This window comes from Sinorhizobium sp. P24N7, assembly GCF_042436655.1.
In the GTDB taxonomy this organism is placed as follows: Bacteria; Pseudomonadota; Alphaproteobacteria; order Rhizobiales; family Rhizobiaceae; genus Sinorhizobium; species Sinorhizobium meliloti_A.
The window spans coordinates 40,310-61,932 of record NZ_JBHMIW010000003.1 but is presented as its reverse complement, the minus strand read 5'-3'; the positions used below and the strand labels follow the sequence as shown (position 1 = coordinate 61,932).

The window sequence follows — 21,623 nt, the reverse complement described above, 5'->3', positions numbered from 1 at the left end:
ATGCAGGGAGGTTCGAATGAACAAGCAGGATCCTGTGGTCATCGTCGGGCAGGCCCGAACCCCGCTTGGCAGTTTCCAAGGTGAGTTGAGGGACCTTTGCGCCGCCGAGCTAGGGGCGGCCGCGATTGCCGATGCTCTGAAGCGCGCCGGGCTTGCCCCGGATGCGGTCGATGAGGTGATGTTCGGTTGTGTGCTGACCGCGGGACAGGGACAGGCGCCAGCCCGTCAGGCTGCGCTCGCTGCGGGCCTTCCTCCCGGCGTCGGCGCGACCACCGTCAACAAGATGTGCGGTTCGGGCATGAAGGCGGCGATGCTGGCACACGACCTGATCAAGGCGGATTCCGCCTCGATCGTGGTTGCGGGCGGCATGGAAAGCATGACCAATGCCCCCTATCTGCTGGACCGCGCGCGGCAGGGCTATCGCATCGGCCACCAGAAGGTGCTGGACCACATGTTCCTCGATGGCCTCGAGGATGCCTATGACAAGGGGCGCCTGATGGGCACGTTTGCCGAGGATTGCGCCGAAGCCTACCAATTCACCCGCAGCGCTCAGGATGAGTATGCCATTGCGTCCCTCGAGAAGGCGCAAAAGGCAAGTGCCGACGGCAGCTTTGCGGAGGAGATCGTCCCCTTGAACATCGCCTCGGGCAAGGGGGAGCGAACCGTCAGCCTGGACGAGCAACCGCAAAAGGCGCGGCTCGACAAGATTCCCCTGTTGAAACCGGCTTTTCGCGACGGCGGCACGATCACGGCTGCCAATGCCTCTTCGATTTCGGACGGCGCGGCGGCGCTGGTGCTGATGCGCCGGTCGGCGGCGGATCAAAAGGGCATCGCGCCTCTGGCGACGATCTGCGGTCACTCCACCCATGCGGATGCCCCCAGTCTCTTTCCGACGGCGCCGATCGGAGCGATCAAGGCACTCTGCCTGCGCATCGGCTGGGACATCGGTGAGGTCGATCTCTTCGAAATCAACGAGGCCTTTGCCGTCGTGCCGATGGCGGCAATGCGCGAACTGGACCTTGCCGCGGAAAAGGTGAACGTCCACGGCGGCGCCTGCGCACTGGGCCATCCAATCGGCGCCTCGGGCGCCCGGGTGATCGTCACGCTCGTCAATGCGCTGCGCCGCCGCGGCCTCAGACGCGGCATAGCTTCCGTCTGTATCGGCGGCGGTGAGGCGACCGCGGTGGCGGTGGAGATATCAGGCTGAGGGAGGACAGGGCGCAGCACGCACGGGCGGCGCGCCTAGTAGGTGGAGGGTGGCGGGCATTGGCGGGCGCCGATGCCTCGGAGACATAGAAGAGGCCCGTCCAGGGAACAATACGATCCAAAGTCGCCGGTACGGAATGCCTGACGCGTATCTCTGCGCGCCAGACGGCTTTCTGCGTCACGAGTGGGCAGCGCAGGAGGCTTCATCGGGGGCCCGCAGCAGTACTGGGAGCGCAACAATGAAGAAACTACTCTTGTCCGCCGTGGTCGCGACGTCGATCGTCGCACCCGGAGGCACTGCCTGGGCCGACATCCTGATCGGTGTCGCCGGTCCGGTCACGGGTCCGAACGCTGCTTTCGGAGCGCAGTTCGTCAAGGGCGCGGAACGTGCCGTTGCCAACGTCAACGCCGCCGGCGGTGTGCTTGGCGAAAAGCTCAAGATCGTCATCGGGGACGACGTTTCGGACCCCAAGCAGGGCATTTCGGTTGCCAACAAGTTCGTCGCGGACGGCGTCCGCTACGTCGTGGGGCATTACAATTCCGGCGTATCGATCCCCGCTTCGGAAGTCTATGCGGAAAACGGTGTGCTCCAGATCACGCCCGCATCGACAAATCCGCAGTTCACCGAGCGCGGCCTTTGGAACACGTTCCGCACATGCGGGCGTGACGACCAGCAGGGCAAGGTCGCGGGCGAGTACATCGCCGCCAATTTTCACGGGGACAAGATAGCGATCGTTCACGACAAGACGCCCTACGGGCAAGGTATCGTCGACGTGGCGAAGCAGGTGCTGAACGGCTCAGGCATCGAAGAAGTGCTTTACGAGGGAATTACCGCCGGAGAGAAGGACTTCTCGGCGCTGATCGCCAAGATGAAGAATGCCGGCGTGACGCTCATCTACTTCGGAGGACTGCATACCGAGGCCGGCCTGATCATGCGACAGTCCGCCGATCAGGGGCTCGGCGCCACCCTCTTTTCCGGCGACGGCATGGTTTCCAGCGAACTGGCATCGATCGCCGGCGACGCAGTCGTCGGGACCCTGAACACCTTCGCTCCCGATCCGCGGCGCAATCCGGCCGCCAAGGAGGTGGTCGAAACCTTCCGTGCCGCCGGCTTCGAGCCGGAAGCCTATACGCTCTACGCCTATATCGCCGTGCAGATCGTTGCCGCGGCCATCGAGAAAACGGGTTCGGCCGACGACGCGCAGAAGGTCGCCGAAACCATCAAGGCGGGCGGACCGTGGTCGACCGTCCTGGGTGAGATCGGTTATGACGACAAGGGCGATATCACGCGTCCGGATTATGTGATCTACGAATGGAAAAAGGGCGAGGACGGAAGGCCGACCTATTTTCAGAAATAGAGCACCGACGGTTGCATGAAGTGCGGCGTTCGTGAACATCATGGCTGCGGCAGGAGAGGGGCTCGCCGCAGCCGCAATCCGGCGACGGAAATCAGATCCATACCTCAAAGCGTTGGCAAGACCGCCCGAACATGTTCGGCGAAGGCCGCGACCGCGGGAGATTGGTGGTCGGCGTCAGCGAACGCCAGCAAGATGCCCAGATGCGGCAGTTCCGGAAGCGGCGCATTCAGGATGTGGAGATCCGGCGGAACGGCTTCCTGCGTCATGACGCTGACGGCAAGTCCGGAGCGTGCAAGACCGATCAGACCAGCAAGACTGTTGCTCGCATAGGATATCTTGTAGCGCAATCCGGCACGCGCCATCGCCTCCCGGGCTGCGCGATGGTCCATGGCGTTCGACGCCGGCAGGGCCAGGGGCACCGTGTCGCCGAAATCATGCAGCTCCAGCGCCGGCTTGCTGCCGACCCAGGCGAGCGGCTCCGTTCTGATGATGGTTTCGACGTCGTTCAGGTTGGGTGTCGAAACCAGCGCGAGATCGACCTTGTGCGATTGCAGAAGCGTCCGCAATTCGGCCGTGGGAGCGGATACGACCTTGATTTCGACGTCGGGGTATTTTGTGCCGAAGCTCCTCAGGAGCGCCGGAAAGAAGGATATCAGATAGTCCTCCGGGCTGCCGAAAACCATGGAGCCGTGCAAACCCTTCTCGGAAAAGGCCGACACCGCCTCGTCGTGCATTTTCAGGATGCGTTCGGCATGAGCGAGGAAGCGTTCGCCGCTGCCGGTGAGCCGAACACCGCTGCCGCTGCGATGCAGCAGGCTCTGGCCGAGCATCTCCTCGAGCCGCTGCATCTGCATCGTGACCGCGGACTGCGTCCGCCCGACCTGCACCGCCGTCGCGCTCAGCGACCCGGAATGGGCAGCATGCACGAAGGTGATCAGCAGGCGAAGGTCGAGCGGTCCGTGCATATCAGTTTTCCTTATATCTGAATCCCAATACTATCAATTTTACACAGAACTTGTCAGCCGCTATCGATTCCCAGGTGTTGGGAGGCTTACAATGTCGAAAAATCAGGATCCCGCCTTCTGGGCGGCCGCGAGCAGGCATCTGATACGCTATGGCGGAAGCTTCGACCCGGCGATCATCGAGCGGGCCCGGGGCTCCTTCGTTTTCGATGCGGACGATCGGCCCATCCTCGATTTCACATCGGGACAGATGAGTGCGTTGGTCGGCCATTCCCATCCGCGGATCGTCGAAACCGTCCAGCGACAGATGGAAAAGGTCGCGCATTTGTTCAGCGGAATGCTGTCGCGGCCTGTCGTCGACCTGGCAGAGCGCCTGGCCGCGCTGGCGCCCGGTCTGGACAGGGTCATGCTGCTTTCGACCGGGGCGGAGTCCAACGAGGCGGCGATCCGCATGGCCAAGCTGGTCACCGGCAGGCATGAAATCGTCGCCTTTTCCAAAAGCTGGCACGGCATGACGGGCGCGGCGAGTTCCGCCACGTACAGTGCCGGCCGCAGGGGATATGGCCCCGCGATGGTCGGCTCGCTCACCATTCCCGCGCCCAACGCGTTCCGTCCGCGCTTTCGCCATCCGGACGGCAGCCTCGACTGGGAGACGGAACTGGAGGATGCCTTCGCGCTCATAGACAGCCAGTCGACCGGCAGCCTCGCCGCCTTCATAGCCGAGCCGATCCTGTCGAGCGGCGGAATGCTCGAATTGCCTCAGGGCTATCTCGCAGCGTTGAAGGAGAAATGCCACGCGCGCGGAATGCTGCTGATTCTGGACGAGGCGCAAACCGGGATCGGCCGGACCGGCAGCATGTTCGCATTCCAGCGCGATGGCGTCACGCCCGACATACTCACGCTTTCGAAGACGATCGGCGCCGGCTTGCCGCTTTCCGCCGTGATGACGACCGCCGAGATCGAAGACGCGGCACATGAGAAGGGTTTCCTCTTCTACACGACCCATGTGTCGGATCCCTTGCCGGCCGCGGTAGGGCTGGCCGTGCTCGATGTCGTTGCCGAGGAAGGGCTCGTCGACCGCGCCCGCCTGACAGGCGCGAAGCTCTTCGACGGGCTGTCGCAACTGAAGCAGAGGTTCGAATGCGTCGGCGACGTTCGCGGCCGCGGCCTCATGCTCGGCGTCGAGATCGTTAAGCCGGGCCCGAGCAGGAGCGCCGATCACGAGCTTGGCGGCAGGATCGCCGCCGAGGCTTTCCGCCGGGGATTGAGCATGAACATCGTCAAGCTTCCCGGCATGGGCGGCGTGTTCCGTATCGCGCCGCCGTTGACGATTTCCGAGGAGGAGATCGACCTCGGGCTGGGCATCATCACGCAGTCCATCGAAGCGGCTCTGTCTCTCGGCGCGGGCCTTCCCGATCTTGCGGCAGAATAGGGAAGGCAGCCGATGACCGAAACGAATCGCACCGGCGATGGCCTTGGCGACGGAGCCGAAACTCCGTCGCACGCGGCCGACACCATTCGTGTCCTTGTCGCCAAGCTGGGCCTCGATGGCCATGACCGCGGCGCCAAAGTGGTGGCGCGCATTCTGCGCGATGCCGGCATGGAAGTGGTCTATACGGGGCTCTACAAGTCGCCAAAGGACGTCGTCGCGGCGGCGATCCAGGAGGATGTCGACGTCATCGGCGTCAGCCTTCTTTCGGGGTCGCATGTCCCGCTCTTTCGCGAATTGTGCCGCTGCCTTCGCGAGGAGGGCGCGGAGCACGTTTTCGTGGTCGCCGGCGGCGTGATCCCCGAGCAGGACTATCCCGCCTTGCTGGAATGCGGCGTCGATGCGATCGTTCCGCAGGAGGCGCGTGCGGAGGTGATCGTCACGGCGATTGCCGACCTCGTTGCCGCCCGTGGCCGCATATGACCGTCGTCACGCAGCCCGGATCGGCGAAGCGCGGGGTCTACACGCCCTCCACGGAGTTGGCCGAGGGCGTCCTGGCCGGGCGGCCGATCGCCATTGCCCGGATGATTTCCCGCGCCGAAGAGGGGCACAGGGAAGCGACCTTTGCCCTGGGCGAACTCTACAAGCGCGGTGGAAGAGCTCATGTCGTCGGGATTACCGGCGTCCCGGGCGCAGGCAAGTCCACGCTCGTTTCCGCCCTGATCAAGGCCTATGCCGCCGAAGGCCACAAGGTCGGCGTCATTGCGGTCGATCCGAGCAGCCCGTTTTCGGGTGGCGCAATACTGGGCGATCGCGTCCGGATGAGCGATGCGGCCGCGGCGGGCAATGCCTTCGTGCGCAGCATGGCGACCCGAGGTCACCTCGGCGGACTGGCGCGCTCGACACTCCAGGCCGTCGATATCCTCGACGCGGCGGGTTATTCGCCGATCATCATCGAAACGGTCGGAGTGGGACAAGACGAGGTGGAGGTGGTCGCGGCGGCGCACACGATCGTCGTCCTGTCCGCGCCCGGCCTCGGTGACGACATACAGGCGATCAAGGCCGGCATCCTGGAAATCGCGGACATTCACGCCGTCAGCAAATGCGACAAGCCCGAGGCATCGGCAACGGTGTCGGCGCTTCGGGGGATGATGGCGCTTGGCGGAGACGGCACCGGTTCGGACTGGAAGCGGCCTGTCCTGCCGGTCAGCTCCGTTTCGGGCGAACGCATCCGCGAATTGAAGAACACCATCGGGGAGCACTGGGCGCATCTGAACGGAAGTGGCGAACTGGCCGACCGTCAGCGCAACATCTGCAGGACGCGCATTCTCGGAACGGCCAGGCACCTGTTTCAGCAGAAATTTCAGCGGGAGCCAGAGACGCTCGAGCGGCATGTTCGAGCCGTGGCGGACCGGCGAATCGATCCGTCCGTCGCCGCGCGCGCTCTGCTGGGTTGGGAGGACGACTCATGGACGACGTGAAACTGTTCTCGGGAGCGGCGATCGAAGACATCCGGCGAAGACAGACCGAATGGGAGGAGGGCGCTTTAGCCGCCGCTCTCGAAAGGCGGCCGGAGGAGAAGCCGGTGTTTGAGGCGGAATGCGGCATCCCGCTGAAGCGGGTCTATACGGCGGCCGACATTGCCGATATTCCCGCAAGCGAGCTCGGTTTTCCGGGCGCCTATCCCTTCACGCGGGGCGTCTATCCGACCATGTATCGGGGCCGGCCCTGGACCATCCGCCAGGTCGCCGGCTTCGGCAACCCCGAGGCGACCAACCAGCGCTACAAATACATGATCCAGACGGGTCAGACCGGTCTTTCGACCGATTTCGACCTTCCGACTTTGCTGGGGCTCGATTCCGACGACCCTATGGCCTTCGGCGAGGTCGGGCGTGTCGGCGTCGCCATCGACACGGTGGACGACGTCGACCGCCTGTTCGACGGCATCGACCTCGAGAAGATCTCGGTCTCTCTCACCATAAATCCCTCAGCCTGGGTCATCTACGCCATGTTCGTCACGGTGGCGGAACAGCGTGGTTGCGACCTGCATAAGCTCACCGGCACGCTGCAGGCCGACCCGCTCAAGGAATACGTTGCCCAGAAGGAATGGATCTACCCGGTCCGGCCGGCCGTCCGGCTGCTGCGCGACCTCATCATGCACAGCGCCTGCGCCACCCCGAAGATCAATCCCGTCAGCCTCAGCGGATATCACCTCTCGGATGTCGGCGGGAACGCGCTTCAGGAAATCGCTTTCATCATGGCTTTCACCATCGCCTATTGCGAAGAGGTGACCAAGGCCGGCATGGATATCGACGAGTTTGCCCCTCGCCTGTCGTTCTTTTTCATCAGTCATCAGGACTTCTTCGAGCAGATCTGCAAGTTCCGGGCCGCGCGGCGCGTCTATGCCAAGATCATGTCGGAGCGCTTCGGCGCACGCAGACCGGAGTCCATGCGTCTGCGCGTGCATGTGCAGACCGCTGCCATGAGCCTGACCAAGGTCGAGCACCACAACAACCTCATGCGAACCGCCATTCAGGCGCTCGGCGCCGTGCTCGGGGGATGCCAGAGCATGCATACCAACGGTCTGGACGAGGCTTTCGCCATCCCGACCGAGGAGGCGATGAAGCTCGCCATCCGAACCCAGCAGATCATCCGCGAAGAGATCAACGTGACCTCGGTGATCGATCCTCTCGGCGGCTCCTACTTCATCGAGCGGCTGACGAAGGACATGGAGGGCGAAGTCTGGAAGATGCTCGATGAAATCGACGAACGGGGCGGCGCGATCAAGCTGGTGGAGGAGGGGTGGTTCCAGCAGAAGCTCGCCGACTCCGCCTATGCGACCTTCAAGAAAATCGACTCGGGAGAAAAGATTTCGGTCGGCGTGAACAAATACGCCGATCCGGCGACCAGTACGGCGGATGTGCACATTCATCCTTATGACGAGCATTGCACGCAGCTGCAAATCGACCGTCTGAACGCCCTGAGGGCGAACCGTGACAACGGGCGCGTCCAGCGCCTCCTGAAGGAGCTTGCCGAGCAGGCGCAATACGAAGACGTCAATCTGCTGCCGAAAACGATCGAACTGGTGAAGGCCAAGGCGACGCTCGGTGAGATCTGCGGCGCTCTTCGGGAGGTCTGGGGCTCCTATGCCGAGCCAATGATCGTGTGAGGAGGGAGGCGATGAACAACACTGTCATCTCCAAGAACGAGGGAGCGGTCGCCTGGGTAAGGCTGAATCGCCCGGAGCGGCTGAATGCGATGAATCGGCAGCTCGTCGACGGGCTCTCCCGGGCGCTCGCCGACGCGGAAGCGGACGAAGGCATACGCGCCGTGATTCTTCATGGCGAGGGCAGGGCGTTCTGTTCCGGCGACGACCTCAAGGATCTCGATGCGCAGACCGCTTGCGAGGCGGATACGCGAGCCTGGGTCGAGGCCATTCAGAACATCACGCTCCAGATCATGCAGTCGCGCAAGATCGTGATTGCGGCCGTGCACGGCTGGTGCGTCGGAGGCGCGCTGGAATGGGCCATCAACTGCGATTTCCGGCTGTTTTCCGAAAGTGCCCGCTGGTTCTTTCCCGAGGTGACCTACGGCTTGTTCGTGACGGGAGGCGTAACCGCATTGCTGACGAAGCAGGTCGGGCCACAAGTGACGAAGGAGCTTCTCATGCTCGGCGAGCGGCACGATGCGAGGAAGGCGCTGGACGTCGGCATCGCCTGGAAGGTCGTCCCGGACGATCGCCTGCTGGAGGAGGCGCGGGAACTGGCTCTGAGGATCGCGGAGCGTCCCGCAGACGCTGTCGCGGACGCCAAGCGCGCCATCAATGCCGGCCTTCACTCAACCCTTCAGGACGCTATGGCACGAGAGACCGCAGCCACGGTTCGTGGTTTCCTCTCTCCGCAGGCGCAGGCAAGAGCAAAAGAGTTTTGACCGTGTCGCAAACAACAGTCACCGTTTCCCGCTCGCCCGTTCCGGGCATGCACGACGACGAGATCGAAGACCGCGTCCTGCCGAAGATCCTTCTCCGTCAGGCCGAGCGTTTGGGATCGGCGCCCTTTCTCGATATTTGCGGGCGCCGGGCGAATTTCGAGGAGATGTTCGATGTCTCCTGGCGACTTGCGAGCGGTCTTCGCATGCTGGGCATCGGCAGGTCCGACCGGGTTGCGATGCTGCTTCCCAATTGCTTCGAACTCGTGGCGACCTGGTTTGCGGTTTCGAACCTCGGAGCCATCGAAGTGCCGAACAATCCCGATCTGAAGGGCGAACTGCTCTGGCACAATCTGAACAATTGCGGGGCGGGGGTGCTGGTCACCGACGCGCGTGGCGTGATCGAGCTCGCAAGGTTGGAGCAGAGGCTGCCGGACCTGCGTACCCTCGTCCTGGTCGGGGTCGATCCCGCCGAAGCGCGTGCGGCCGGCCTGCGGATCGACCGCATCCTCCGCTTCGAGGAATGCCTGGCCTCCCTGCCGACCGTCGACCTTGCAGGGCTGCATTATTCCGACCCGATGGCGATCCTCTATACTTCCGGTACGACCGGCCCCGCCAAGGGCGCCCTGATGTCGCATCATCATTGCTATTCATGGGCGGCGGCCATGGCCGCCAATCTCGGATACAGCACCGACGACAGCTATTTTTCGGCATTGCCGCTGTTTCATACCGATGCCCAGATGTTCGGCGTCTACTTGCCTTTGATCTACGGCACCCGGGCGACGCTGGTCGAAGGGTTCAGCGCCTCGCGTTTCTGGGAGCAGCTTCGTGAAAGTGGTGCGAGCGCGACCAATCTCCTCGGAGCCATGGCCGTCATACTGATGCGGGCGGCGCCCTGCGAAAGCGACAAGGATAATCCGGTGCGGGTTTGCCAGTGCATTCCCATGGTGCCGGAAAAGGAGGCCTTCGAGCAGCGCTTCGGCATGCGCCTCGTCACTGGTTACGGCCAGACGGAAACCAGCTTCGTGACCCTCGATACGGTGGATGCCACGCGGCCGGGCTCTTGCGGAAAGCCGCACCCCGACTGGGAAGTGGCCGTCGTCGACGAAAAGGACAGACCGCTGCCGCCGGGCACGGTCGGCGAGATCGTCTCGCGGCCGAAAAAGAGCTGGAGCATGTTTTCTGGCTACTACCAGGCAGACACCAAGACGGTGCAGACTCTGAGAAACCTCTGGTACCATTCCGGCGATGCGGGGGTGATGGACGAGGATGGCTGGCTCTACTTCAAGCACCGGCTGAACGAGGCCATCCGGCGCCGGGGCGAGAATATCTCTGCCTATGAAGTGGAAACGCTGGCCGAAGCGCATCCCGATGTCGTCGAGAGCGCCGCATTCGGCGTCGTGTCCGAGTTCACCGAGGAGGACATCATGGTGGTCGCTTCGCGCCGGCCGGGCTCGACGCTGACGCCGGCGGAACTGCTCGACCATTTCCGCGCGCTGGCGCCGCGCCATATGGTCCCTCGTTACCTCGAGATCACGGACGCGCCGCTTCCGCGCACCCCGACCGAGAAGATCGCCAGGAGCATCCTGCGGCAGCGCGGTGTCAGCCCGGGGACATTCGACCGGGGTTCACGCTGATCCCGCCTCACCGGCGCCCGCTCGGCTTGCCATCCTCCCTTCGATGCGAGAAGTAGGAGCGTATATCGAATTGAGCTGCGGCAGCCGACGTCTGTAACCGGCAGCCGATCCACGCGGACTTCTCCGGATTGCGGCGGTCCGCCGAACCGGAGAAAGGGCGAATGACGACAATCACGATAGACGATGCGCTCGACCGCGCCGGAACCGGCGCCTACCAGCGCCGCCTCATCGCCATTTTCGGTCTGGTTTGGGCTGCCGACGCGATGCAGGTGCTGGCGGTCGGATTCACAGCCGCATCGATCGCCGCCACTTTCGGGCTGTCGGTTCCGCAGGCGCTGCAGACGGGCACGCTGTTCTTTCTCGGAATGTTGTTCGGCGCCGCGGGTTTCGGCAGGCTTGCGGACCGCATCGGCCGCCGGCGCGTCCTGATTGCCACCGTCGCCTGCGACGCAGTCTTCGGCCTGCTGTCGGTCTTTGCACAGGATTTTTCCGTCCTGCTTCTGCTGCGGTTCCTCACCGGCGCGGCGGTGGGGGGAACTCTGCCGGTCGACTATGCGATGATGGCGGAGTTTCTGCCTGCTCGCAATCGCGGCCGCTGGCTGGTGATGCTGGAGGGCTTCTGGGCCGTCGGCACGCTCATCGTGGCGCTCGCCGCATGGGGTGCGAGCCTCGCCGGGGTAGCGGACGCCTGGCGCTACATTTTCGCCGTGACTGCACTGCCGGCGCTGATCGGCCTGGGGCTGCGTTTCCTGGTGCCGGAATCGCCGCTCTATCTGCTTCGCCGCGGAAAGACCTCCGAGGCGAAGGCCATCGTCGATCGGATCCTCGTCGTCAACGGCAAGACGCAGCTTGGTGTCGATGCATCGCTCGTGCCGTCGCCGGTAGCGCAGAGCGCCGGCATTTTTTCGGTCGATCTTCGGAAGCGCAGCCTGATGATCCTGGCCATCTGGTTTCTGGTCTCGATATCATATTATGGCGTCTTTACCTGGATGCCTCCGCGGCTCGCGGGCGAAGGCTTCGGGTTCGTTCGGGGCTACGGCTTCCTCGTCGTCCTGGCGTTGGCGCAGATCCCCGGCTACGCGCTGGCCGCCTACGGGGTCGAGAAATGGGGCCGAAGGCCTACGCTGATAGGCTTCTGCCTCCTCTCGGCACTTGGCTGCCTGCTCTTTGTGATTGCCGGCACTGCAACGCTGATCGCGGCTTCGCTCCTGATCATGAGCTTCGCCTTGCTCGGCACCTGGGGCGCGCTTTATGCCTATACGCCGGAACTCTATCCGACGGCATCGCGGGCGACGGGAATGGGTGCTGCCGGCGCCATGGCCCGGCTCGGCGGCTTGCTTGCTCCATCGCTGATGGGACTGGTGGTGGCGCAGAGTTTCGGTCTCGCCATCGGCATCTTTGCCGGCCTTCTGCTCGTGGCTGCCGTTGCGGCCTTTCTGATCGACGCCGAGACGCGCCAGGTATCGCTGGCCTGAGTTCCCCGCAATGATGTGAGCTCGCTGCGATTCCCAGCGGGTCGGCAGGCTCGTGTTCTACTCTGCCGCCTTACGCCGGCCGAGCGAGACGTCCGTCGTGTAGTTTTCGCGCATGAAGTCGATGAAATTCTGCTGGAACTGCCGCGTATGGGCATGCGCCAGCTCGTCGGCGAGGTCGACGTTCTTCACCCGGATCGCCTCGAGCATCAGATTGTGCTCGTCCGTCAGCAGATATCCTTCATGCGTTCGCTCCAGATACTCGAAATGGAGATGGAGCATCCGTTGCCCCTGGTTCAACAGTCGCTCGTAGAACGCGGCGAGATAAGGGTTCTTGCCGGCCGCGGCGATCGCAATGTGGAATTGTTTGTTCGCCTCCGACATCTGCAGATGATTGCCTGACTTCACCGCCGCTTCGAACTCCTTCTGCCGCCTGGCGATCGCCTTCAGATCAGCCTCTGTCCTCAGTTCGGCGGCAAGGCGGGTGTTCATGCGTTGCGCGATATCAAGCGCTTCAACATATTTCGGGAAGGTTCCGACCTCGATCGGCGCGACGATGGTGCTGCGGTTGGAAAGCGTGACGACGAGGTCCTCGCCGGCAAGCCGGATCAACGCCTCGCGAACGGGTGAGCGCGACATGTCGAACCGCTCGGCGAGCGTGTTTTCGTCGAGAAGCTGGCCGGGGGGGATGGTCAGCGCCAGAATCTCGTTCCGCAACGTCTCGTAGACGCTTTTCCAGCCGGTACCCTTCGCCCGTTTCGTCTCTGTTTCCTCAGACACTTACGTCCCTTTCCCGTTGTCCGGCTGCATAACGCCAGAACGCGCATCCCAAGACAATGTAATTTTTCCGCTTGACAATGTCGACACAGAGACGACATTAATTCGAATGTCGACACGAAGACGACACCAAAACTGAAGATCGGCTCCAAGCCGGCGAGAGGAACCGCGCGTCACGCGCACGTCAAACAGAGGAAACGACGATGCTTTCGAAGATGCTTTCGCCCGTGCTGCGGGTGCTGCCTGCGCTTGCCTTGATGACTGGACTTTCAACCGCTGCCGCCTCGGCCGAAACCGCCGATGGCTACTGGCAAGGCGTACAGAAAGCCGGCGTTCTTCGTTGCGGCGCCGCGGTCGCACCGCCCTACGTCATGCGCGACCCGGCTTCCGGGGAATATTCCGGTTTCTTTGCCGATCTTTGCCGCGAGTTCGCCGATGCATTGAAAGTGAAGGCGGAATTCGTGGACACGAGCTGGGACAACATCGTCGCCGGACTCCAGGCGGGAAAATGGGACCTCTCCCTTGCGCTGAACAGGACGCCGGCCCGCGCTATGGCCGTGCAGTTCTCGATCCCCGCGATGGAATATCAGATCTCGCTCGCCTACAATAAGGAAAACCCCAAGGTCCCAAGCGGCGCGACGTCCGTTGCCGACGTCGACAAGAAGGACGTGACGCTGGCCGTCATGTCCGGGACTGCGCAGGACAAGGCGATTACCGCCGCGATCAAGAACGCGACGATTCTCCGGCTTCCCGGCAACGATGAAACACGACTCGCCCTCGTATCGCGGCGCGCAGATATCCTCGTCGATGCCTCCGACACCAATCAACTCTTCACCCAGTCCAATCCCGAGTGGGCGGTTGCGTTGAACCCGACGCCGGCACTGGCGAAGCAAGGCGTTGCATTCGGCATGCCGCATCGGTTGTCGGCGGCCGACGTCGAAGTGCTGAACATCTTTCTCGAGGAAAAGGTCGCGACCGGTCACGTGGATGAGCTGATCCGCAAGGCCGTCGACGAAGTGCTCAAGAGCGCTCAATGACGAGGGCCGGGCCGGGCACGCCACCGTTTGCCCGGCCTCTCATCCCTTCTTTTGACCAGCGAGATCGGCGATGACCATGTCCTTCAGTGCCCCCCTTGTCAAAATCCAGTCTCTCCACAAGAGCTATGGACCGCATATCCAGGTGCTCAAGGGCTTGGACATCGAAATGAAGCCCGGCGAAAGGGTCGTAGTCATCGGCCCGAGCGGCGGCGGGAAGAGTACGCTGCTGCGCGTCATGATGGGCCTCGAGAAGATCGACAGCGGTGCGATCAGCTTCGGCGGCAAGCCATACATATCATCGCAGGGAGCCGACAAGAAAACCGTCATCGACACCGAGGTGCGGCGCTCGATCGGCATGGTGTTCCAGCATTACACGTTGTTCCCGCATCTGAACGTCACTCAGAACCTGATTCTCGCGCCGTGCAAGGTGCGCGGCGAGAACAAAGCCAGTGCCACTAAGCGTGCCCAGGCGCTGCTCGAGCGCTTTGGCCTTGGCGCAAAGGCCAATGCCTATCCGGCGCAGCTCTCCGGTGGCCAGAAACAGCGCGTGGCGATCGCCCGCGCTCTGATGCTCGACCCCAAGTTGATGTTGTTCGACGAGGTGACCTCGGCGCTCGATCCCGAACTCGTCGCCGAAGTCGAGCAGGTCATCCTGCAGCTTGCCGCCCAGGATATGCCGATGATGATCGTCACCCATGACATGTGGTTTGCGAAGAACATCGCCTCGCGCGTCATCTTCTGTGCCGGCGGCATCGTGGTTGAAGACGGGCCGCCGGAGCAGGTGCTTGGTTCTCCAAAGGAAGAGCGCACCCGCGAATTCATCGACCGCGTCTTCCATATCCGGCACTAGGAGCGAGCGATGGATTACACGTTCGACTTCCAGTCCATCTCCTTCGGGCCGCTATGGGAAGGGCTGATGGTCACGCTGCAATTGACAGCCGCTGCCAATCTCATCGGCGTCGTGCTCGGATTTCCGCTGGCACTCCTCATCATGAGCCGCTTTGCGCCGGTACGGGTGCCGGCGGTGCTTTTCGTCGAATTCTTCCGGTGTACGCCGGCCATCGTGCAGATCGTCTGGTTCTTCTATTGCGTGCCGATGCTGTTCAACGTCTTCCTCGGATCGATGACGATGGGCATCCTCGCACTCGGCCTCAATCTGATGGCCTTCAACGCCGAGGCATACCGCGCCGCGATCCAGGCGGTCCCACGCGAACAGCTCGATGCCGGCATCGCGCTCGGGCTCAATCCGCTCCAGCGCACCCTCCATATCGTCCTGCCGACCGCGGTTCGGGCTTCGATCCCGGTCCTGCTCACCAATGGTATCGGCATCTTCCAACAGAGCGCCCTGGTCGCGATCGTCGCAGTACAGGACCTCATGTATCAGGCGAAGACGCTCGCGACGGAGACCTATAGGCCGATCGAGACCTTCACGATCGTCGCGCTCGTCTATTTCGCCGTCTCGTTCCCAGTCTCGCAGATCGTCGGCTTTCTCGAACGCCGCCGTCAGCTGATGACGAGTTGAGGAGAATACTGATGGCTCTCGACTTCTCCATCGTCCTCCGCTTCCAGGAAGCCCTTGCGCTCGGTCTCTGGATGACCATCAAGCTGACGCTGATCTGCGTCGTCCTCGGATGCAGCCTCGGCTTCTTCATCGGTCTCGCCCGCGCATCGCGGAGCGGCATTCTGCGGACTGTTTCCGGCATCTATGTCGAGTTCTTCCGCGGCACGCCGGTGCTGATCCAGCTCTTCTGGATATTCTTCTGCCTGCCATTGATCCTCGGCGTCGAGCTCTCCAATCTCGCCTCGGGAGTGATCGCACTCACCCTCTACATGGGCGCGATCACCAGCGAGACGTTCCGTGCATCGCTGAAATCCATCGGCCGCGAGCAACTCGATGCCTGCGTCGCGCTCGGCCTGCCGCGCCGGGTTCAGGTGACGAGCGTCATCCTGCCCCAGGCGGTGCTGCGCGCCGTCCCGACGCTGCTGTCGAATTGCGTCAGCCTGTTCAAGGAAAGCGCGCTCGTCTCCGCAGTCGGCATGGCCGACCTGATGTTCGTCGGACAGAACATTTCCAACAACACCGCGCGCCCGGTCGAGGTGCTGACGGTCGTCGCCCTCATCTACTTCGTCATTGCCTTCCCGCTGACGCGCGCAGTCACGCTCGTCGAGCGGCGCGTGCTCGCCAAGCTCGCCATCTGAACCGAATTCTTTCTAAAGGAGATATTCCATGAAACTGTCTGGCGTCATGCCCGCGCTCGTCACTCCGTTCGACGCGAACAACAGGGTCGACTTCAAGGCTTTTGAAAAGCTTCTGGCGCATCTGCGCGACGCCGGTGTCACAGGCTGGGTTCCGAACGGCTCGACCGGCGAGTATTTCAGCCAATCCACTGAAGAGCGCCGCGACGTGCTGCAATTCGTCAAGGATTTCGCCAGACCGGGGGAAATTCTGATCGCCGGCACCAACGCGTCGGCCACCCGCGAGGTCATAGAACAGACGGCGATCGCCAAAGAGATTGGCTACGATACTGTGCTGCTCGCTCCTCCGTTCTACACCCGGCCTACGCAAGCCGAACTGATCGGGCACTATGAAACCGTGCTCGGTGCCGTGGACGTAAACCTGGTCCTCTATTCCTATCCGGCCAAGGATGGGTCGGATATCGGTTACGAACTGATGGACCACTTCGCCGACAATCCGCGCGTGATCGGCATCAAGGAAAGCTCCGGGGTGCTGCAGCGCGCAATCGACATCGCCAGTCGCTACGACGGCCGCATTCAACTGGTTTCCGGCTCCGATGACATCGCGCTCGACTTCATGTTCTGGGGAGCAGAGAGCTGGATCTGCGGACCGTCGAACTGCATGGCCAAGGCCTGCTGTGACCTCGACCGGACGTTCAAATCCGGCGATCTGGACACGGCACGTCAGCAGATGAAGACGCTCTTCCGGGCGATGAACATCCTCGAAAGCGGCAAGTTCGTCCAGAAGATCAAATATGGTTGCGAGCTTCAGGGTCTGCCCGTGGGCGAGTGCCGCGCGCCGCTCGGTCCTCTGACCGAGGATGAAAAAGCCGAGTTCCGCGCCGCGATGGAGCCGATCCTGATCTGCTAGAGCGGGATGACGAAAAGCGTGCGGTTATCCGCCCGCATCCCGCGTCTCAAAGATCATCGTGACCTGAGAGCCGGGGGAGAAATGGAAGTTGCTCTTCGGTTCTCACGCTCAGGATTAGAGGATAGATCGTGTCTCCCATCGCAGTCGTCGGCGCCGGCATCATCGGTGTCACCATCGCCTTCGAGCTTCAGCGCCGCGGACTGAACGTGGTGCTGGTCGACCGCGACGGGCCTGGCAAAGGTGCCTCCTATGGCAATATGGCCTCGATCGCGATCACGGAGTTCATGCCCGCCTCGCGGCCTTCGGTCTGGGCGAAGATGCCGAAATGGCTTGTCGATCCGGAAGGACCGGTGCGCATCCGCCCCTCCTATCTGCCGAAACTCGCGCCCTGGTTTCTTCGGTTTGTCGAAGCGAGCCGTCCGTCGCGTGTGAGGGAGCTGGAGGCAGCAGGGGCCGTGCTGTGCAGCCGCGTCTACGAAGATCTTCTGCCTCTCCTCCGAAGGGCGGATCTTGAGGACATGTTGACCGAGGAGGGCTGCCTCAGCCTCTATGCGGACGAAGCCGAGTTTCGGGCGGACCGGGAGCATATAGAGGTTCTCGAACGCTTCGGCTTTCGTCACAAAATCCTGGACGGGCCCGGGATTCGCGACCTTGAACCCGCATTGACGTCGAAGATCGAGAAGGCGGTTCTTTTTCCCGACAATCGTTCCGTCATCGACCCGTACGAGCTCGTGGTGAAACTGAGTGAGAAATTCCTGTCGCTGGGCGGCAGGATCGAGCAAGCGGAGGTCCTCGGCTTCAGGCATGCGGACGGTGTCAAAGGGCTGCGCCTCGACGAGGGTCGCTCGCTGGATGCATCCGCGATCGTGCTATGCGCCGGAGCCTATACAGGCAGGCTGTCGCGACTTCTCGGCGAGCCGATCCCGCTCGAAACCGAACGCGGATACCACACCCAGATCATGGCTTCAGGCATTTCGATGCGCCACTCGGTGATCTGGCCGGCGCGTGCATTCATGGTCACTCCGACGGCCGGCGGCATCCGCGTCGGCGGCACGGTGGAGATGGCGGGCCTCGACGCCGCTCCGGACTATCGGCGGGCAAAGGTGCTCGTCAGGCGGGCGCAGGACGCCCTGCCGGATTTGCGACCTGAGAAGGCCACGGAGTGGATGGGCCATCGGCCGGCGCTCCCCGACACGGTGCCCATCATCGGCCCTTCGGCGAAGCATCCCGGCATCTTCTACGCCACGGGTCACGGGCATCTGGGGCTCACCTATGCGGCGACGACCGCGCGGCTCATCGCCGACCTCGTCACGGGCGCCCAACTCCCGATCGACATCAAACCATACCGCGTGAACCGGTTCTGATCTCAGAACGGGCGGCGACCAGAACGAATGGAGCGAAGAATGCGCAGCGGACTCTTTATCGACGGAAAATGGGTGGCACCGGTCAAAGGCGGAACTTTCGAGATCGTCAATCCGGCCACGGAAGAGGTCATTCACAAGGCAGCCGCAGCGAGCGCCGAGGATGTGGACATTGCCGTCACGGCGGCACGCCGTGCTTTCGACAAGGACGGTTGGCCGAAGCTTTCCGGCCGAGAGCGCGCGCGCTATCTCCGGGCGATCGCCGACGGCATCCGGGCACGGCAGGGGGAGATCGCGAGGCTGGAGGTTATCGACAACGGCAAGCCGCTTCCGGAAGCGGATTGGGACGTCGCCGATGCCGCGGGCTGCTTCGATTTCTACGCCGGACTTGCCGAACAGCTCGACAACGATCCGGAGGAGCCGATCGCGCTCGCCGATGCCCGGTTCACCTCGAAGGCCGTCAGGGAGCCGATCGGTGTTGCCGGCGCCATCATCCCCTGGAACTACCCGCTTCTGATGGCCGCCTGGAAGGTTGCGCCGGCGCTCGCCGCCGGCTGCACGGTCGTGCTGAAACCGGCGGAGGTTACGTCTCTTACCGCACTGGAACTCGCGGCGGTGGCCGACGAGGCGGGCTTGCCGCCGGGGGTCCTCAACATCGTGACAGGGGCAGGCTCCGTTGCCGGGCAGGCGCTCATCGACCACAAGGCGGTCGACAAGCTGGCCTTCACCGGCTCCGGTCCGGTCGGTTCGAAAATCATGGCTGCTGCGGCTCGCGACATTAAGCGGGTGAGCCTGGAACTTGGCGGCAAGTCGCCTTTCGTCGTTTTCGACGATGCCGATATCGACGAGGCGGTCGAATGGATCATGTTCGGGATCTTCTGGAACCAGGGTCAGGTCTGCTCGGCCACGTCGCGCGTCCTCGTGCAGGAGCGGATCTATGATCGCCTGCTGTCGCGTCTGATCGAGGAGACGAAAAAGATCATGATCGGCAACGGCCTCGAGGAAGGCGTACTGCTCGGGCCGCTCGTCTCCAGGCACCAATACGAGCAGGTGCTCAGGGCGATCGAGGCGGCGAAAGCGGCCGGCGCGACCATCGCATGCGGCGGCAAGCGCCCTGAAGGTTTCGACAGGGGTTACTACCTCGAGCCGACGATCCTGACCGACGTGCCCTTGGAAAGCGACGCGTGGCGCGAGGAGATTTTCGGGCCGGTCCTCTGCATCCGCCCGTTCTCGACGGAAGACGAAGCAATCGAGCTTGCAAACGATTCCCGCTTCGGCCTCGCTGCGGCTGTCATGTCGAAGGACGATGTCCGCGCCGAACGGGTCGCCGCCGCCTTCCGCGCCGGCATCGTCTGGATCAACTGTTCGCAGCCGACCTTCACCGAGGCGCCCTGGGGCGGTTACAAGGAGTCGGGCATCGGCCGCGAGCTCGGCCGCTGGGGTCTCGAAAACTATCTCGAGACGAAGCAGATCACCCGTTTTGCCGCTGGCGAGAAATGGGGTTGGTACATCAGATGACCGGCAATATTTCGATGGATTGGGACAACTCGCTCGACCTGCTTCTGGTTCATTGCCAGGGCGAGATCGGCAAGGTGATCGTGGGCGGTGCGCCGGAAATCCCGGGCGCGACCATGCTCGACAAAATGAACCACATCAACATGGTGGACGACAGCCTCCGCCGCTTCGTGACCTTCGAGCCGCGCGCCGGCGTTGCCATGTCGGTCAATCTGCTCGTCGCGCCGACGCGGCCCGACGCCGATGCGGGCTTCATCGTGCTGCAGGCCGACCGCGCTCACCCCATGTCCGGCAGCAATTGCATCTGCGTCGTGACCGCACTGCTTGAAAGCGGACGGGTTGCGATGCGCGAACCCGAAACGATCGTCCGGCTCGACACGCCTGCGGGATTGATCGTCGCACGGGCCGATTGCTTCCAAGGGCGCTGCCTCTCGGTCAGCCTCGACAATGTGCCAAGTTTCGCGGAAGCGTTGGACCGGGACATAGAGACGCCGCGCTGGGGCCGCATCAAACTCGATGTGGCTTTCGGAGGCGTCTATTACGCGATCGTCGATGTCGATCAAATCGGCAGCGATATCGCGCCGGCCAATGCGCGCTATCTGGCCGAGGCGGGCATAGAGCTGAAGTCGTTGCTTGCCGCGCAGGTGAAAGTAAAACATCCGGATCTCCCCGGGGTCGATGAGATCGCCTATGTGATGTTCCGCGGCCATGAGCCTGACGGGGTGGTTCGCACATGTACGACACTTAAACCGGGCCGCGTCGACCGGTCGCCGTGCGGCACGGGAAGCTCGGCAAACCTTGCGACGCTCTATGCGCGCGGTGAAGTTGTCGTGGGAGACCGGCGGACGTCCCGCTCGATCATCGGCGGCGAATTTGTTGCGGAAGCGATCGGCATCACGGAAGTGGGCGGGCATCCCGCGGTGCTGCCCCGGATCACGGGGCGCGGCTGGGTCTACGGTCGCGAACAGCTCCGTATTTCCGACGAGGACCCCTTCAAGAATGGTTTTGCACTCTCTGACAGTTGGGGACCACAGGTTCACTTGCTGACGGAGGAAGAATGATGGCCGACGAACCGGAGTCGCTCGACGGCCAGAGAGTGCTCGTGACCGGAGCCTCCGGTGGCATTGGCGCATCGATCGTCGAACGCCTCTCTGTCGAAGGCGCCCGGCCGTTGATCCACTACGGTAAAGACAAAGCCGCCGCCGAGGCGCTTCTTGCCCGCATTTCCGGGCGCGGCATCATCCTCCAGGCTGACCTGTCCCATTCCGAAGGCCCTTTCGAACTTTGGCGCAAGGCCGAAGAGGCGGTCGGGCGAATACACGCCCTGATCAACAATGCGGGCATCCGCACCGAGATATCGATCGACGCCGATCCCACAGCCTGGAAGGCGGCCTGGCAAAGGGAGTTTCAGGTGAACTTCTTCGCAGCCGCAGATCTCTGCAAGGAGGCGCTCAGGCATTTCAAGGCGAATGGGGGCGGCCGGATCATCAGCATGGCGAGCCGGGCGGGTCAGCGCGGCTACGCCGCCGACGCCATGCCGTATGGTGCCACGAAAGCGGCACTCGTGAACCTCACAAAGTCGATTGCCCGCAGCTTCGGCCGGGACGGCGTCGTCGCCATTGCCGTCGCTCCCGGCTGGGTGCGTACCGGCATGGCCGAGGATTTCGTCGCCCAGTACGGCAAGCAGGCGGTGGTCGCCGACATTCCAATCGGCGAAATGGCGGAACCGACCGAAGTGGCCGAACTGGTCGCATTCCTGTTGCGCCCGTCGCAATCGTCGCTGAACGGGGCGACGCTCGACGTCAACGGCGGCAGCTACATCCGATAAGAGAGTTT

At 63.0% G+C, this 21,623-nt stretch carries 20 protein-coding genes; 18 read left to right on the top strand and 2 right to left on the bottom strand.

Going from position 1 to position 21,623, the window contains the following annotated elements; translation table 11 throughout:
* The first annotated feature begins 16 nt into the window (after positions 1-16).
* Together ACFHWW_RS05435 and ACFHWW_RS05430 are read left to right on the top strand one after the other, a co-directional pair.
* Positions 17-1,207, top strand: coding sequence for an acetyl-CoA C-acyltransferase (locus ACFHWW_RS05435; protein WP_379937567.1), 1,191 nt, complete (start codon positions 17-19; stop codon positions 1,205-1,207).
* A gap of 238 nt (positions 1,208-1,445) precedes the next feature.
* On the top strand, positions 1,446-2,564 hold the full coding sequence (locus ACFHWW_RS05430; protein ID WP_379937566.1) for a branched-chain amino acid ABC transporter substrate-binding protein: 1,119 nt from the start codon (positions 1,446-1,448) through the stop codon (positions 2,562-2,564).
* Positions 2,565-2,668: 104 nt separating this feature from the next.
* Here ACFHWW_RS05430 and ACFHWW_RS05425 read toward each other — a convergent pair whose 3' ends face one another.
* Positions 2,669-3,529 carry a LysR family transcriptional regulator gene (locus tag ACFHWW_RS05425; protein ID WP_379937565.1) on the bottom strand — a complete coding sequence of 287 codons (861 nt, stop codon included), beginning with the start codon at positions 3,527-3,529 and terminating at the stop codon, positions 2,669-2,671.
* Positions 3,530-3,620: 91 nt separating this feature from the next.
* Here ACFHWW_RS05425 and ACFHWW_RS05420 point away from each other — a divergent pair, with 91 nt between their 5' ends.
* The 7 genes from ACFHWW_RS05420 (at position 3,621) to ACFHWW_RS05390 (ending at position 11,994) form a co-directional block, all read left to right on the top strand.
* Entirely contained in the window at positions 3,621-4,958 is a 1,338-nt protein-coding gene (locus ACFHWW_RS05420; RefSeq protein WP_379937564.1) for an aspartate aminotransferase family protein, read from the top strand.
* Between the two features lie 12 nt (positions 4,959-4,970).
* Complete coding sequence (locus tag ACFHWW_RS05415) at positions 4,971-5,438, top strand: cobalamin B12-binding domain-containing protein (RefSeq protein ID WP_379937563.1); 468 nt, start codon at positions 4,971-4,973, stop codon at positions 5,436-5,438.
* A complete protein-coding gene (meaB, locus tag ACFHWW_RS05410) occupies positions 5,435-6,436 on the top strand; it encodes a methylmalonyl Co-A mutase-associated GTPase MeaB (protein ID WP_379937562.1) in 1,002 nt (333 codons plus the stop codon). Before ACFHWW_RS05415 ends, meaB begins: the two co-directional genes overlap by 4 nt.
* Positions 6,424-8,124: a methylmalonyl-CoA mutase family protein gene (locus tag ACFHWW_RS05405; RefSeq protein ID WP_379937561.1), complete on the top strand. Its 1,701-nt coding sequence runs from the start codon at positions 6,424-6,426 to the stop codon at positions 8,122-8,124. Before meaB ends, ACFHWW_RS05405 begins: the two co-directional genes overlap by 13 nt.
* Before the next feature lie 11 nt (positions 8,125-8,135).
* Positions 8,136-8,885: an enoyl-CoA hydratase/isomerase family protein gene (locus ACFHWW_RS05400; protein WP_100673294.1), complete on the top strand. Its 750-nt coding sequence runs from the start codon at positions 8,136-8,138 to the stop codon at positions 8,883-8,885.
* Between the two features lie 2 nt (positions 8,886-8,887).
* Entirely contained in the window at positions 8,888-10,519 is a 1,632-nt protein-coding gene (locus ACFHWW_RS05395) for an AMP-binding protein (protein ID WP_379937560.1), read from the top strand.
* Between the two features lie 161 nt (positions 10,520-10,680).
* Positions 10,681-11,994, top strand: coding sequence for an MFS transporter (locus tag ACFHWW_RS05390; RefSeq protein WP_379937559.1), 1,314 nt, complete (start codon positions 10,681-10,683; stop codon positions 11,992-11,994).
* A 57-nt stretch (positions 11,995-12,051) separates the two neighbouring features.
* Here the strand turns inward: ACFHWW_RS05390 and ACFHWW_RS05385 are convergent, their stop codons facing one another.
* A complete protein-coding gene (locus ACFHWW_RS05385) occupies positions 12,052-12,771 on the bottom strand; it encodes a GntR family transcriptional regulator (protein WP_100673296.1) in 720 nt (239 codons plus the stop codon).
* A gap of 200 nt (positions 12,772-12,971) precedes the next feature.
* On the opposite strand from ACFHWW_RS05385, the gene ACFHWW_RS05380 reads away from it, so the two are divergent.
* The 9 genes from ACFHWW_RS05380 to ACFHWW_RS05340 all read left to right on the top strand — a co-directional run bounded on the left by ACFHWW_RS05380 (position 12,972) and on the right by ACFHWW_RS05340 (position 21,615).
* Positions 12,972-13,805, top strand: coding sequence for a substrate-binding periplasmic protein (locus ACFHWW_RS05380; RefSeq protein ID WP_379937558.1), 834 nt, complete (start codon positions 12,972-12,974; stop codon positions 13,803-13,805).
* A 70-nt stretch (positions 13,806-13,875) separates the two neighbouring features.
* Positions 13,876-14,655, top strand: coding sequence for an amino acid ABC transporter ATP-binding protein (locus tag ACFHWW_RS05375; protein WP_324765399.1), 780 nt, complete (start codon positions 13,876-13,878; stop codon positions 14,653-14,655).
* Positions 14,656-14,664: 9 nt separating this feature from the next.
* Positions 14,665-15,327, top strand: coding sequence for an amino acid ABC transporter permease (locus ACFHWW_RS05370; RefSeq protein WP_338279631.1), 663 nt, complete (start codon positions 14,665-14,667; stop codon positions 15,325-15,327).
* Positions 15,328-15,338: 11 nt separating this feature from the next.
* Positions 15,339-16,004, top strand: coding sequence for an amino acid ABC transporter permease (locus tag ACFHWW_RS05365; RefSeq protein WP_379937557.1), 666 nt, complete (start codon positions 15,339-15,341; stop codon positions 16,002-16,004).
* A 28-nt stretch (positions 16,005-16,032) separates the two neighbouring features.
* Positions 16,033-16,911, top strand: coding sequence for a dihydrodipicolinate synthase family protein (locus ACFHWW_RS05360; RefSeq protein ID WP_379937556.1), 879 nt, complete (start codon positions 16,033-16,035; stop codon positions 16,909-16,911).
* Positions 16,912-17,039: 128 nt separating this feature from the next.
* On the top strand, positions 17,040-18,275 hold the full coding sequence (locus tag ACFHWW_RS05355; protein ID WP_379937555.1) for an NAD(P)/FAD-dependent oxidoreductase: 1,236 nt from the start codon (positions 17,040-17,042) through the stop codon (positions 18,273-18,275).
* Positions 18,276-18,314: 39 nt separating this feature from the next.
* The gene (locus ACFHWW_RS05350; protein WP_379937553.1) at positions 18,315-19,790 is read left to right on the top strand and encodes an aldehyde dehydrogenase family protein; all 1,476 of its coding nucleotides are present in this window, start codon (positions 18,315-18,317) and stop codon (positions 19,788-19,790) included.
* 14 nt (positions 19,791-19,804) lie between these two features.
* Positions 19,805-20,848, top strand: coding sequence for a proline racemase family protein (locus tag ACFHWW_RS05345; RefSeq protein ID WP_379937881.1), 1,044 nt, complete (start codon positions 19,805-19,807; stop codon positions 20,846-20,848).
* Positions 20,848-21,615 carry an SDR family NAD(P)-dependent oxidoreductase gene (locus ACFHWW_RS05340; protein ID WP_379937552.1) on the top strand — a complete coding sequence of 256 codons (768 nt, stop codon included), beginning with the start codon at positions 20,848-20,850 and terminating at the stop codon, positions 21,613-21,615. The genes ACFHWW_RS05345 and ACFHWW_RS05340 overlap by 1 nt, the downstream gene beginning before the upstream one ends.
* Positions 21,616-21,623: the final 8 nt, after the last annotated feature.